14 protein-coding genes and 1 pseudogene are annotated in these 12,508 nt (G+C 54.1%); 8 read left to right on the top strand and 7 right to left on the bottom strand.

Going from position 1 to position 12,508, the window contains the following annotated elements; all coding sequences use genetic code 11:
- Positions 1-87: pseudogene (locus ACK4IR_RS08105) on the top strand (photosystem II protein D2); the annotation flags it as partial.
- Positions 71-1,456, top strand: a complete 1,386-nt coding sequence (gene psbC, locus ACK4IR_RS08100) for a photosystem II reaction center protein CP43 (RefSeq protein ID WP_409873871.1) — start codon at positions 71-73, stop codon at positions 1,454-1,456. The pseudogene ACK4IR_RS08105 and the gene psbC, both read left to right, overlap by 17 nt.
- 74 nt (positions 1,457-1,530) lie before the next feature.
- Here the strand turns inward: psbC and ACK4IR_RS08095 are convergent, their stop codons facing one another.
- Positions 1,531-2,724 carry a lipid-A-disaccharide synthase-related protein gene (locus ACK4IR_RS08095; RefSeq protein ID WP_409873870.1) on the bottom strand — a complete coding sequence of 398 codons (1,194 nt, stop codon included), beginning with the start codon at positions 2,722-2,724 and terminating at the stop codon, positions 1,531-1,533.
- A gap of 44 nt (positions 2,725-2,768) precedes the next feature.
- A complete protein-coding gene (locus ACK4IR_RS08090) occupies positions 2,769-4,532 on the bottom strand; it encodes a M48 family metalloprotease (protein WP_409873869.1) in 1,764 nt (587 codons plus the stop codon).
- 101 nt (positions 4,533-4,633) lie between these two features.
- On the opposite strand from ACK4IR_RS08090, the gene ACK4IR_RS08085 reads away from it, so the two are divergent.
- Positions 4,634-5,317, top strand: coding sequence for a hypothetical protein (locus tag ACK4IR_RS08085; protein WP_409873868.1), 684 nt, complete (start codon positions 4,634-4,636; stop codon positions 5,315-5,317).
- 20 nt (positions 5,318-5,337) lie between these two features.
- Here the strand turns inward: ACK4IR_RS08085 and ACK4IR_RS08080 are convergent, their stop codons facing one another.
- Genes ACK4IR_RS08080 through ACK4IR_RS08070 form a run of 3 tightly spaced genes read right to left on the bottom strand, consistent with a single transcriptional unit; the run spans position 5,338 to position 6,839 of the window.
- Positions 5,338-6,195, bottom strand: coding sequence for a DNA adenine methylase (locus ACK4IR_RS08080; protein ID WP_409873867.1), 858 nt, complete (start codon positions 6,193-6,195; stop codon positions 5,338-5,340).
- A complete protein-coding gene (locus ACK4IR_RS08075; RefSeq protein WP_409873866.1) occupies positions 6,195-6,494 on the bottom strand; it encodes a YggT family protein in 300 nt (99 codons plus the stop codon). The genes ACK4IR_RS08080 and ACK4IR_RS08075 overlap by 1 nt, the downstream gene beginning before the upstream one ends.
- Positions 6,495-6,515: 21 nt before the next feature.
- Positions 6,516-6,839, bottom strand: a complete 324-nt coding sequence (locus ACK4IR_RS08070) for a metal-sensing transcriptional repressor (protein WP_409873865.1) — start codon at positions 6,837-6,839, stop codon at positions 6,516-6,518.
- A gap of 280 nt (positions 6,840-7,119) precedes the next feature.
- Here ACK4IR_RS08070 and ACK4IR_RS08065 point away from each other — a divergent pair, with 280 nt between their 5' ends.
- Positions 7,120-7,575, top strand: a complete 456-nt coding sequence (locus ACK4IR_RS08065) for a hypothetical protein (RefSeq protein ID WP_409873864.1) — start codon at positions 7,120-7,122, stop codon at positions 7,573-7,575.
- Here ACK4IR_RS08065 and holA read toward each other — a convergent pair.
- On the bottom strand, positions 7,512-8,519 hold the full coding sequence (holA, locus tag ACK4IR_RS08060; protein WP_409873863.1) for a DNA polymerase III subunit delta: 1,008 nt from the start codon (positions 8,517-8,519) through the stop codon (positions 7,512-7,514). The genes ACK4IR_RS08065 and holA overlap by 64 nt on opposite strands.
- Before the next feature lie 58 nt (positions 8,520-8,577).
- Between holA and ACK4IR_RS08055 the strand changes: the two genes are divergently transcribed.
- From ACK4IR_RS08055 to ACK4IR_RS08040, 4 genes are read left to right on the top strand one after another with little or no spacing between them, the layout of a single operon-like run.
- Positions 8,578-9,048 (top strand): LptA/OstA family protein, encoded by a 471-nt coding sequence (locus tag ACK4IR_RS08055; protein ID WP_409873862.1) that lies wholly within the window; start codon positions 8,578-8,580, stop codon positions 9,046-9,048.
- Positions 9,008-9,796, top strand: coding sequence for an LPS export ABC transporter ATP-binding protein (gene lptB, locus ACK4IR_RS08050; protein ID WP_409873861.1), 789 nt, complete (start codon positions 9,008-9,010; stop codon positions 9,794-9,796). Before ACK4IR_RS08055 ends, lptB begins: the two co-directional genes overlap by 41 nt.
- 2 nt (positions 9,797-9,798) lie before the next feature.
- Positions 9,799-10,935 (top strand): LptF/LptG family permease, encoded by a 1,137-nt coding sequence (locus tag ACK4IR_RS08045; RefSeq protein WP_409873860.1) that lies wholly within the window; start codon positions 9,799-9,801, stop codon positions 10,933-10,935.
- A gap of 35 nt (positions 10,936-10,970) precedes the next feature.
- Positions 10,971-12,032, top strand: a complete 1,062-nt coding sequence (locus ACK4IR_RS08040; protein ID WP_409873859.1) for a 3-deoxy-7-phosphoheptulonate synthase — start codon at positions 10,971-10,973, stop codon at positions 12,030-12,032.
- A 28-nt stretch (positions 12,033-12,060) separates the two neighbouring features.
- Here ACK4IR_RS08040 and ACK4IR_RS08035 read toward each other — a convergent pair whose 3' ends face one another.
- Positions 12,061-12,399 carry an STAS domain-containing protein gene (locus ACK4IR_RS08035; protein WP_409873858.1) on the bottom strand — a complete coding sequence of 113 codons (339 nt, stop codon included), beginning with the start codon at positions 12,397-12,399 and terminating at the stop codon, positions 12,061-12,063.
- Positions 12,400-12,508: the final 109 nt, after the last annotated feature.

The following is a 12,508-nucleotide window of genomic DNA, read 5'->3' as shown; positions in this document are numbered from 1 at the left end:
ATCCGTGCTTGGATGGCACCTCAAGACCAACCCCATGAAAACTTTGTCTTCCCAGAAGAGGTACTCCCCCGTGGTAACGCTCTCTAGTAATTCGATTTTCGCCACCAATCGCGACCAAGAATCCTCCGGTTTCGCGTGGTGGGCCGGTAATGCTCGTCTGATTAATCTTTCCGGCAAACTTTTGGGTGCCCACGTCGCCCACGCTGGCCTGATCGTCTTCTGGGCCGGTGCCATGACCCTGTTCGAGTTGGCTCACTTTATTCCTGAAAAGCCAATGTACGAGCAAGGGCTGATTCTCATTCCCCACATTGCCACCCTTGGTTGGGGCGTTGGCTCTGGGGGTGAAGTGGTGGACACGTTCCCCTTCTTTGTGGTTGGGGTGGTTCACCTGATTTCCTCTGCTGTTTTGGGCTTTGGTGGGGTTTACCATGCCATTCGTGGCCCTGAAACCCTTGAGGAATATTCCTCTTTCTTTGGCTACGACTGGAAAGATAAAAACAAGATGACGACGATCCTCGGTTTTCACCTGATCGTCCTTGGTATTGGTGCTCTACTGTTGGTGGCCAAAGCCATGTTCTTTGGTGGCCTCTACGACACTTGGGCACCCGGTGGTGGTGATGTGCGTGTCATTACCAACCCCACCCTTGACCCACGGGTGATCTTCGGCTACTTGCTGAAGTCTCCCTTTGGTGGTGAGGGTTGGATTGTCAGTGTCAATAACCTTGAGGACGTTGTCGGTGGTCACATTTGGATCGGTCTGATCTGTATTGCTGGTGGGATTTGGCACATTCTGACGACGCCCTTTGGCTGGGCACGCCGTGCCTTCATCTGGTCTGGGGAAGCCTATCTCTCCTATAGCTTGGGCGCCCTGTCCATGATGGGCTTCATTGCCACCTGCTTTGTCTGGTTCAATAACACGGTTTATCCCAGTGAATTCTACGGCCCCACAGGTCCAGAAGCCTCTCAGGCTCAGGCAATGACCTTCTTGATCCGTGACCAAAAACTGGGTGCTAACGTGGGTTCCGCTCAAGGCCCTACGGGCCTAGGTAAATACCTGATGCGCTCTCCCACAGGGGAAATTATTTTCGGTGGTGAGACAATGCGTTTCTGGGATTTCCGTGGTCCTTGGTTGGAGCCGCTGCGTGGTCCCAATGGTCTTGACCTCAACAAGATCAAAAACGATATCCAGCCCTGGCAAGAGCGGCGTGCCGCTGAGTACATGACCCATGCACCTCTTGGCTCCTTGAACTCTGTGGGCGGTGTGGCCACCGAAATCAACTCGGTGAACTTCGTGTCACCCCGTTCTTGGCTGGCTACGTCCCACTTTGTCTTGGCCTTCTTCTTCTTGGTGGGTCACCTGTGGCACGCAGGTCGTGCCCGTGCAGCTGCCGCTGGTTTCGAGAAGGGGATTGACCGCGAGTCTGAACCCGTGCTCTCGATGCCTAGCCTTGACTAAGCTCGGCTGCTAAACGCCGTCTATCACACCCTGACTCCCATCGCAATTGATGGGGGTCTTTTTTTTGAGAGGACTTAATCTCTGAGTATCCTTAGCAGATGGTCAGCAATGCGATCGCTGGCGCCGGGTTCCCCCATGCGTTCCTTGCCGTTGGCGGCAATTCGCGCCATTAAGGCAGTATCCTGCCAAATCTTGTAGAGGGTGGGGATAGCCGCCTGGGGATCATCCAGCAAGAAAATGGACTCCCCAAGGAGAGATTTTTGACTACGGGCAAAAGCCTCGGTAAACTGCGGACCTGCACCGGCAAAGGTAATCACGGGTTTTCCTAGGCCAACGCACTGCTCTGTGGCGGTTCCGGCGAGGGCAATTCCCCCTTCTGCCCAGTGCAAGAATTCACGGAAGTGCTGGGAGCTTAAAATTAGTTTTTGCTTCCCCAATTGCCATGCACGGGTGTCCGGTAAGGGACTGGGGATGGGTTGCCAATGCTTAAGGCTCTGCTCAAGGGAATGGCAGTCAAGGTTCGGACTCACGGCGGCCAAAAAGATCAACGGTCGATCGGGATAGGGGAGGATTGCCTGCAATATCCGTTGCCAATTGCGATAGGCCTCAGGAGCACGGGATCCCGGCAACAGCACAATTGTTTTTGTTCTAAAAGGAGAAGGGGCAGGGGGTGGCATTACCAAGTCCATCATTGGATTGCCATAGTAGTGGACGGTATAACCCAGTTGCCGCAGGTTCTTTGCCGTCAGGGCATCGCGGACAAAAACCCCTCGACAGCGGGGCGATCGCCACAACCATCGTTCCCAAGGCAGGTAATCACTCCCCGCCCAGCCCATGCCCCAACGATAGGGGCGCCCCGTGGCATCGTATAGGTAATAGTCAGACTTGGCAGTGCCGATAAAACTATAGGTTTCCCCTGTACAATAGGCCAGCAATAGGGGCACAATATCGCCCACAGCTAACAGATGCCCTGCCGATAATCGCTGCCAATGCTGAACGGCACGAACCTGCGCCCCTAAAAGTCCTAGCAGCCCTGCCCTAAGATCTCGCCATAGCTGTCGCAGATCTCTGTAAACGAAACCCCCAGAGGGGAGGATTTTGCCGGGATGCAACAAAGAAATTCCCAACCGAGTATAGGCAGCCCCTAGGCCCACCAAGGGCAATGCCATCAGGTCTAGGTTTGGACACCGGTGCCGCAAAGCCTGCAAAATTGAGCTGGTGATCGCGTCCTCACCATGACCGTTACTAAGACAAAGGAGCCGCTTCATATTTTCATTCGCTCAAGGTTGCTGGGAATCCTCATCGTGCGGCGCTATGGTGATGCTTTGGCAGTTCTCCGTTTAGACGTTTTCGGATTGGCGAGATCCACAAGGGTACGTAAGCGTGCTTGAATCTGTTGATGCCGTTCGACCCCCTCAAAAGCAAAGGGATTGTACCCGCGATCGCGCACCAAGCCGCGAATATAACGAATGCGTTCATCGGTGGGCGGGTGAGTCGAAAACCACGGCAGCGGTGGCTCCTGATTGCGGTATTCCTTTTTGAGAGTATGCATGAGGTTGAGAAGGCCATCGGCGGCATAGCCTGCCCTTGCGAGAATCCGCGTGCCCAAGATATCCGCCTCTCGCTCCATCTCTCGACTATAGCGAGTTACGAGAAGTCCTGTCACGTAGCCACCCGCCGGTAACAACCGCGTTAGGTTGGCCGTGGCCGTCCCCTGTGTCATGAGGCGAAAGCCGTGGGACAGCACCGCATGAGCCATTTCATGGGCAAGCAAGCCTGCCAATTCTGCTTCGGTATTGGCCTTTAGGATTGCCCCAGAATTGATAAAGATCTTACCCCCCGGCAGAGCAAAGGCATTGAGATCATTATCTTTTATCACAAAAAACTCATACTCAAACTCATTGCGACCCGCTACTTTGGCCAGACGCTGCCCCACTTCGTTGATGTAGGCCTGAACCTCAGGATCCTCAAGCAGCTTGACTTGACGACTAATGTGCCGGGCTGCGGAGCGACCGAGGGCAGATTCCCCTTGCATCATCAATGCCATCACTTGAATCGAGTCCAAAGACAGGAGGGGATTGCCCGTGAGGGCCACGCCCACCAAGCCGGTGAGGGCACCGACAATCATGCCTTCGCGCAGTTGCCCCTGAAGGCGGCGACGAAACCGTTGCATTCGCTCTGCGGCCAGTTCCTGAAATTCTGGTGTAGCGGGGTGGTCAGGATTCAGTAGAGCAAAGCGTTGGGCAGAAAGAGCTGCTTCTAGCCACTGTTGCTGGCGATCGTAGAGGGTGACGAGGCTACGTTGAATATCCGGTTGATCGGGATAGAGGCTGGCGGCTTGTTCAAGATGGGCATAGGCCTCTTTAAGCGAACCCTGCTGCGCTAAAAACTCGGCAAAGCGCACTTGGCCGGGGATAAATTCCGGGAACTGCTCCACCAAAAGCCGCAGCGGTACGGCTTGGGCGCTGTAGAGTTGGGATCCCCCTTGCACTTCCCGCCAATAGACTTGAGCCGCAGGGGGCAGTTGACTAATTTCCAGGATCGCAGGGGGGGTGAGGCGGGGGGGTGGTAGGTTCAGCTCAGCTTTGGCCTTTTGGTAGTAGGTTTGGGCTGTTGTGGTATCGCCTAATTGCCAGTGGCGATCGCCCTCCCGTAAAAAGGCTAAACGCACCTCCTTGGCTACTTGCTCTGCTGTCAGTTTCGCTGTTATTGGCGCGGGCGAGGGAGGCTCCGCAGAATTGTCCGCCCTTGGCAGTGAATCTTCCCTAGGGGGAGCTGCCGAATCATCCTTGACCTCAGTACTGGTGGGCAGAGAAGCCGGAGATTCTACAGCAGGAGCAACTTCCGCTGCGGACTGTAGCGTTGGCGGCGGCAGGGGCAATAAATCAACGGCAGAGCCTTCGGATTGCGGTAGGCGAGCTTGGGCAAGCGCATCCTCCTTGACCAAAGCCATCACCCCCTCCTCTGCCACACCCGCTTGGAGTGGTGACATTGCTGCCGCTCTAGCCGGTTCAAGACCTGTGCCTAAAAGAAGAGCAACACCCAGCGGCCAGTAGCGTAACCCATCTTTCACCATGACACTGTCCTCCAACCACCTGATGCTTTATAGTCTAGCCGCAGCTAACAACCACAATCGGGCAACCGTTACAATAAAACTATTGGCGGATTTGAAATACAATGACCTCTGCTCTGGAAGAAAAATTACGAACTGCGTTTACACCTCAACAGGCACATCTACTAGCCGAAGTCATCCGTGAGGCCTATGACGATGTCGTCAGAGCCAAAGACTTTAATGAGTTAAAATCAATTGTCGGCGATCTAGCTCAAGCCCAAAAGCGCACCGAAGAGCGAGTTGAAGAACTAGCTCAGGCTCAAAAGCGTACCGAAGAGCGGGTCGATCAGTTGTCTGCTGCTGTAGATAGACTTGCTGCTGCTCAAGAACGCACAGAAAGAGCCGTTAGACAACTGGCGCGGCAAGTGGGGGGTCTCAGTGAAGCCCTGGGCGGCTCCCTGGAAGACTTGGCGTTGGAAGTAGTGCCGGAGATTCTCGAATACCGTTGGGGGATGGAAATTGAATTTTGCGATCGCGATACCCTGCCTCTGCGCAATGGGCAGTATGAGTTTGATTTAGTCATTCGCGGTCAGGTACAGGGACAGCCAGTACTAGTACTGGGAGAAGTCAAAAGCAACATCACAGAATCAGAAGTAGAGCGATTTTTGAACCTTGTGACCCAAGTAGAGGCTCGCGAAAACGTTCGCCCCCTCTTTTTCGGCTACCGGCTGGAACGGGCCGCCAAGGACTTGATCCGAGAACGGGGTGCCGTTATGGTCTCCACGCGGGGGAAATACTTTCCCGACTGAGCTTTGAGTAAGCAACCGCCCTAGCAGCGATAGGTAACAACGAGCAGCTCGCTGATCTTGCCCCGTTTATGGCCATTGGAATTGATCACACGGCTGGCCTTGAGTTCAATGCAGCGCCAAGAGCGATACAGTTGCAGCATGGGTTCAACCCAAGCATTGCTGAGCATGACGTAGCATCCCCGTTGTGCCAACTCCCTGACAACGTTAGCTAGGGCAATCTGTTCGGCCTCGCCAAAGGGCTGATCGGTGTAACCGGTAAAGTTGGCCGTTTTGGAAAGGGGATAGTAGGGCGGATCGAAGTAGATAAAATCCCCTGCCGTTGCCCAAGTTAAGACCTCTTGAAAATCCGCCACACTCAATATCACGTTTTGCAGGGCAAGACTGGCTTGGCGCAGTGCTTCTGGATCAAAAATCTGGGGATTGCGATAACGACCCATGGGAACGTTGAACTGCCCCGCACGATTGACGCGATAGAGACCGTTAAAACAGGTTTTGTTGAGATAAATAAAGCGAGCTGCCCGTGTCAGGGAATCAAGTTGCTGCGGATCTAAGCTACGAATGTGGTAATAAAAGCTTTCACCGTGCTGTCGGCGATATTCTGTGAGTTCTTGAATTAGATCCTCGACGCGATCGCGCACGATTTGGTAACAGTGAATCAGTTCAGGGTTGCGATCGCTCAACCGTGCCTGCTGAAAGTGAAATTTTCCGCACCGAGCCTGACCAAAGATATACCAATAGAGGGCGGCACTGCCACAGAACGGCTCGGCATAACAGCGACAGCCCGGCGGCAAATAGGGAGCCATTTGGCCTAGTAACTGGGACTTTCCCCCCGCCCATTTGAGAAACGGTTTCGGGTTTGGAATCGGTGTTGTCTCCACTAGGCCGGTGGAAACAAGATCAACAACAATCCCTGTTGTCCCACAAGCAATTCCCGCAGCAGGGTGACAATCCCCACCCAAATCACAGGACTAATATCCACTCCCCCCAAGGGCGGCACAAGGCGGCGAGTTGGTGCCAAAACGGGTTCTGAGAGCCAATAAATTACTTTCCACAGCCCTTGGGTGAGGTCAATCTGGGGATACCATGTGAGGACAATCCGCACCAGAAAGATGAGGGTAAAAATGGCGAAGGTGACGCCCAGCACCCCATTGATCACAACAACAGTAGGCATTGGCATTGCTTACGCTATCACGAGCTATTATCCCAAAAAATGATCAAGGGCAGCTTTGAGTTCAGCCAGTTCCTGATCAATGCGTCCTTCCTGAGCGGCACGGGTCACACATTCGTTCAAATGCTCATCGAGAATCAGCCGTGCCACCCGATCCAATGCTCCCCGTACCGCGGCAATTTGAATCAGTATCTCTGGGCAAGGGCGACTGTCTTGTACCATCGTCTTGATCCCACGCACGTGCCCTTCAATGCGGGAAAGCCGGTTGACGATCGCCCGCAGCGATTCCTCACTGTGATGATGGGGACGGGGATGCAAAGAAGGGGAAAAATGAGAATGCGATTCAGTGCCCACGGCCAACAGTCCTATAGAATTACAAGCGGTAAACGAGGATGAGATCACTCAAGAACGCGACAAACTAAGGTATTGTTGCCCCCTGGTGCAGGTGATCCACGGAACGGCCACTAGCTCATTGCACAGCAATTGTAGCAAACTTGCTAGCTGCGCTTGGTTTTGGGCATGGGTATTACAGCTTTTGTCTCAAGGTCATTCAGGGGGCATTTGACTGTTGCCCTTGGGGAACTCGTGATAGTATCGGGACACAGCCTGCGCAGGACTCTGTGGACAAACTGACGTGACAGAACCAATTTTTTGGTTAGCCGTGTCACTGGTATTAGTGGCCGTATGCTTGGCAGCCGTTTTGGTTGCTGCCATTCCGGCGTTTATGGAGTTGGCACGGGCTGCCCGCAGTGCTGAAAAGCTCTTTGATACCTTGGGACGTGAACTGCCGCCCACATTGGAAGCCATTCGCTTGACGGGGCTAGAGATTAGTGATCTCACCGATGACATTAGCCAAGGGGTAGAAAGTGCGGGCAATGTGGTCAAGCAGGTGGATCAGGGTATTGCGGCGGCAAAACGGCAGGTGCAAGAGGCAAAAATAACCACCCGGAGCGTCTTTGCGGGAGTAAAAGCCGCATGGCAAACGTGGAATCGTCCTAGTCGCAAACCCTCGCGGCTACCTTCGAGTCAATTGTCACCGCTGCCAGAGCGATCGCCCCAAGAACGCCGTGAGCAGGCCAAGGAAAGCTGAATTATCCCTTGACGGAGGGTAGCGACCGGCTCAGCTCCCAGTTTTAGTTGATACTCGGTGGCTAAAAGAATCTGCAAACAGGCCTGAAGGGCGGGCAGCGCAACAGTGTTCACTTCTTTTTGCAGGAAATAGACCCGTTTGGGATTCCCCACCTCGGCTAGCTTGGCAATGTGCTGATTGTCCCGCTCATGGCTGAGTAACTTGACCCATAACCACGTGCGAAATTGTTTCGTTAGAGTCGCTAGTAGGCGCAAGGGCGGTTCGTTTTGCAGCAGCAAGTCCTCCAGTTGACTCAAGGCAGTGGCGGTGTCCCCCCGCAAGAGTGTACTGGCAAGGGTGAGGCTACTTTGTTGGGTGGCATGAACAAGGGCTGTAATGTCTTCAGCAGTCAGGGGGCGATCGCCCGCAAACAAGGCCAATTTCTCTAATTCATTGTGGAGTTGGCGGCTGTCATTGCCCACGGCTTCGGCAAGGAGTTGTATCCCCTCAGGGGACAGGTGCAGTTGATGGCGTTGAGCCGCTTCACGGATCTGCTGTTCAATCTCGGCGGTTTTCCAAGGGGCAATCGGACTAAATTCCTGAATCTGACCGTACTGTTGCAGCAGCTTGACGGCTTTACTGCGGCTGTCGGGTTTTTGGGAACTGGTGAGGAGCAAATGGCAGTTCGGGGGAATTTGCGGCAAGGTCAGTTCTAAATCGGCGAGCAATTCAGCACTACAGCGTTGACCCAGCGTCGTATTCACCAGCCATACCAAGCGATCGCCCCCGCCAAAGGGTGGCGTCATTACCTGTGCTAGAGCCGCTTGAACCGCTTGGGGATCCTCACCGGCAAGTTTCTCAAAATTAAAACTCTCCCACAGGGGATCCACCACCTGTTGCCGTAGATCTTTCACGGCCTGCTCTAGCCGAAATTGATCGTCCCCCCAGTAGAAGTAAACGGGCATTGTACGGAAAACTTCCCTGATCCACTAGGATAAGGACATTGTGGCGGAGAATAAGGAGATGTTGCGTTCACTTTCAGTGCGCCGAAGGTGTTCTTGTTCCCGATGGACATCTCGCCTTTTGACGCTGGGTACACTGGGGGTAGGGTTAGCAATAGCGCCTTTGTTCTGGCAAGCTGCCGACTCCCAAGAAGCACCGTCCCAAGCACTCACGATTCTCGCTGATGTGCAGCAGGCGAATGCAATCACAGGAGTGATTACCGCACGGGGCAATGTGCAACTGCGGTATCCCGCCCGCCAAATTCAGGCCACAGCGGCACAGGCACAATATTTTAGCCGTGAAGGGCGCATTGTCCTCAGTGGGAATGTGTACGTTTTGCAGCAGGGGAACAGTCTGCGAGCCGACACCATCACGTATCTTATTGAGGAAGCAAAATTTGTCGCTCTGCCTGCCCCCAGCCGCCAAGTTGAATCTATCTTGATGATCCCCGATGACCCTAACCAACAAATTTTTACACCTGTGCAGCGCTGAGGGGCGGTTTGCGTTACCGACCACGCTTCGCCTAGAGGGAGTGTGTAAACGGTATGGCAGTCGTTGGGTGGTGGATCACGTCAGTCTCTCGGTGGCACGGGGAGAAGTGGTGGGTCTCCTCGGACCCAATGGTGCAGGGAAAACCACAACCTTTTACATGGCTACGGGGATTGAACGACCGGATTACGGGCGAGTCTGGCTGGATGATGAGGAGATTACCCATGCGCCTTTACATGAGCGGGCGCGGCGGGGGATTGGCTACCTGCCCCAAGAACCCAGTATCTTTCGCCAGTTAACGGTGGCTGAAAATATTCTCTTGGTTTTAGAAGAGACAGGCGTGCCTCGGCGGCAGTGGCGCGATCGCTTGGATCAACTCCTAACGGAATTTCGCCTCACCCACATTGCCCATACCCTTGGGCGGCGAGTCTCAGGGGGGGAACGGCGGCGTACCGAATTAGCCCGTGCTTTAGCGGCGGGTATCCAAGGTCCCAGTTTCCTGCTATTGGATGAACCTTTTGCAGGGGTGGATCCCATTGCCGTTCATGACTTACAGGACGTGATTGCTAAGCTGCGCGATCGCCAGATGGGCATTCTCATTACCGATCACAATGTGCGGGAAACACTGGAAATTATTGACCGCGCCTACATTCTGCGGGAAGGGAAGATTTTGGCCGCAGGGAATAGCTGGGAATTGGCACAGGATGCCAAAGTGCGGCAATACTACCTCGGTGAGGATTTTCGTTTCTAGGCATGATCAGAGCACTGCGGCGGTTCTGGCTGCCGACTCTCCCCCAATTAGATCAGTATCTTCTCTCACTACTGCTGCCGGGGTTTATCTTTGGCGTCACGATCTTTACCACCTTGGCACTGACCGTCGGCACGATTTTTGATCTGGTGCGGCAAATTGCTGATGCTCAACTGCCCCTGACGATCTTGCTGCAATTGATTGGCTATCAACTGCCTACCGTCTTGGTCTTGGTCTTTCCGATGGCTGTGCTGCTAGCGGTTGTGGGGGCAATGAGTCGGCTCTCGGAGGAGGGGGAGTGGATTGCACTGCGCAGTGTGGGCATTTGTTTGCGCCGTGTACTCGTACCTGTGGTGATTTTTGCTTTGTTTGTGAGTGGGTTGACCCTCGCGCTCAATGAAATCGCCGTACCGATCGCCAAATATGAATCTCAAAAACTCATGCGCGAGTTACTTCAGCAGGAGCGCACCCTCGGCTCTGGCACCGATATTTTCTACCCTGAGTACGATCGCCACGGAAATGTGCGACGCCTCTACTATGGGCATCGCTTTGACGGCAGCCGCATTCAGGGGATCACGGTTTTGGACTTTTCGCAACCGCAGATCACTCAAGTCATTAGTGCTGAATCCGCTGAGTGGAATGTGCGTGAGAGTCGCTGGTTACTCTCGCAGGGGGTGGCCTATTTGATTAGCCACACCGGGGTCAGCCGCAATCTGTTGCAATTTGAACAACAGGAGATCCGCTTGCCTCGGCCTGCCCAATCGCAACAACTGCGGCCTACCGATGTGAATGAACTCTCCATCACCCAAGCCCGCCGTGCCCTGCAACGTCTCGATCCGGAGCAAGAGCCAGAACTGGTGCGTGCCCTAGAGGTTCATGTGGCTCAATCCTATGCGCAGCCCTTTTTAGCCGTGGTCTTTGCGCTTTTGGGGGTAGGATTTGGCCTCAGTCCTTCCCAACGGCGCGGGCGGCAGGGATTTGGCATTAGTGTGGCAGTGGTGTTTGGTCAGTACGTGCTCACATTTTTTCTTGGTGCGCTGGGGACTATTGGTACACTTTCCCCCCTTGCGGCGGCGTGGTTGCCCCACGGTATTGGTTTGGCGGTGGCGATCGCCCTACTATGGCGTGCGGATCGCAGTTAGAGAGTTATGATGAAAAAAGTGCTGATTGCTGATCCATGCCGCAAACGTTTGATCTTCACGTTGTTGAGACGCGGCCCTTGTTGACGCCTGCTGCCCTGCTGGCGGATTTGCCGCTGACCGAATCCCAAGCCACCCTTGTGGCTACCACCCGCGATCGCATTCGTGACATTTTCAAGGGGCGCGATCGCCGACTCTTGGTCATTGTGGGTCCCTGTTCAATTCACGATGTCAAAGCAGCGCTGGACTATGGTGAAAAGTTGGCTCGAGTGCGCGATCGCCTGCGGGAGAGTCTTGAAATTGTCATGCGGGTTTATTTTGAAAAGCCGCGAACCTCTGTTGGCTGGAAAGGGTTGATCAACGATCCCCACCTCGATGGCAGCTACGACATCAATACCGGCCTGCGCTTAGCTCGCAAGCTCCTCCTCGATTTGGCCGACTTGGGAGTGCCCGCCGCTACGGAATTGCTGGATCCGATTATTCCTCAGTACATTGCCGACGTTGTCAGTTGGACGGCCATTGGGGCACGCACCACCGAAAGCCAAACCCACCGTCAAATGGCGTCGGGTCTCTCGATGCCCGTAGGCTTCAAAAACGGCACCGATGGTCACTTAGATTCGGCAATTAACGCCATGATAGCCGCCCGCCAATCGCATCACTTTCTGGGGATTAATGCTGAAGGCCGTGCCAGTATCGTGGCCACCACAGGCAATCCCGATACCCATCTGGTGCTGCGCGGCGGCAAAGATGGCCCGAACTATTCTGCTGCCCACATTGAAATGGCGGCGGCACTCCTCGAGCGTAAGGGACTTACCCCTCGCCTGATGGTGGATTGTAGCCATGCCAATGCCGGCAAAGACGCCCAACGCCAAGTGCTGGTGTGTGAGAACCTCGCTCAGCAGGTACAGCAAGGCTCCCGTTATCTAGCGGGAGTGATGATCGAGAGCCATCTCAAGGCGGGGAACCAACCGATTCCTAAAGATCTCTCACAGTTGGTTTATGGCCAGAGTATTACCGATCCCTGTGTGGACTTTGCGACAACAGTCAGGATGCTGGAACAATTGGCCAGTGCGGTAGGGTCGCAACTGGTCACCAGATAATTAAATTGGATTGCCCATTAAATCATAGCTAGTCACTTGCTTTTTGCAGAGGTAGAGTCAAGGAAAAGAATTCTTGCTCATCCTTGAGGATTTGAAAGACCTTATCCATGCTCGTGAGTTCAAAGAGCATCATCATTTGTTTAGGAATGTGGCATAGGTAAAGCTGTCCCCCACCTGCGCGGATAGTTTTTAGGGCCACCACAAGAGCGCCGAGACCAGAACTATCAATAAAGCTGACATCACCACAATCCAGCAATAGAGCCTGAGTCCCCCCCTGAACCAACTCACTAATGGTTTGACGAAATTCCTGAGCTTGGGGGCCACCAAAAACCCCAGACAACTTCATCACTTCGACAGGGTTAGCCATAACAGGATCACGGAAACGAGTTCCCCGCTAGTATACAGCCTTTTTTTCACAGAGATTCGTAACGGGACAAACCCCTCACCGCCCTTTCCTTAGTTCCAGCGAGGGGTGG

This window comes from Thermosynechococcus sp. (genome assembly GCF_046299635.1).
Classification (GTDB): domain Bacteria; phylum Cyanobacteriota; class Cyanobacteriia; order Thermosynechococcales; family Thermosynechococcaceae; genus Thermosynechococcus.
This window is presented reverse-complemented; position numbering and strand designations above follow the sequence as displayed.

Bases quoted from the DNA above. Each gene is read 5' to 3' on its own strand.
- ACK4IR_RS08095 (WP_409873870.1), bottom strand. From the start codon at position 2,724: ATGAAGCGGCTCCTTTGTCTTAGTAACGGTCATGGTGAGGACGCGATC.
- ACK4IR_RS08090 (WP_409873869.1), bottom strand. From the start codon at position 4,532: ATGGTGAAAGATGGGTTACGCTACTGGCCGCTGGGTGTTGCTCTTCTT.
- ACK4IR_RS08085 (WP_409873868.1), top strand. From the start codon at position 4,634: ATGACCTCTGCTCTGGAAGAAAAATTACGAACTGCGTTTACACCTCAA.
- ACK4IR_RS08075 (WP_409873866.1), bottom strand. From the start codon at position 6,494: ATGCCAATGCCTACTGTTGTTGTGATCAATGGGGTGCTGGGCGTCACC.
- holA (WP_409873863.1), bottom strand. From the start codon at position 8,519: ATGCCCGTTTACTTCTACTGGGGGGACGATCAATTTCGGCTAGAGCAG.
- ACK4IR_RS08055 (WP_409873862.1), top strand. From the start codon at position 8,578: ATGTTGCGTTCACTTTCAGTGCGCCGAAGGTGTTCTTGTTCCCGATGG.
- lptB (WP_409873861.1), top strand. From the start codon at position 9,008: ATGACCCTAACCAACAAATTTTTACACCTGTGCAGCGCTGAGGGGCGG.
- ACK4IR_RS08045 (WP_409873860.1), top strand. From the start codon at position 9,799: ATGATCAGAGCACTGCGGCGGTTCTGGCTGCCGACTCTCCCCCAATTA.
- ACK4IR_RS08040 (WP_409873859.1), top strand. From the start codon at position 10,971: ATGCCGCAAACGTTTGATCTTCACGTTGTTGAGACGCGGCCCTTGTTG.
- ACK4IR_RS08035 (WP_409873858.1), bottom strand. From the start codon at position 12,399: ATGGCTAACCCTGTCGAAGTGATGAAGTTGTCTGGGGTTTTTGGTGGC.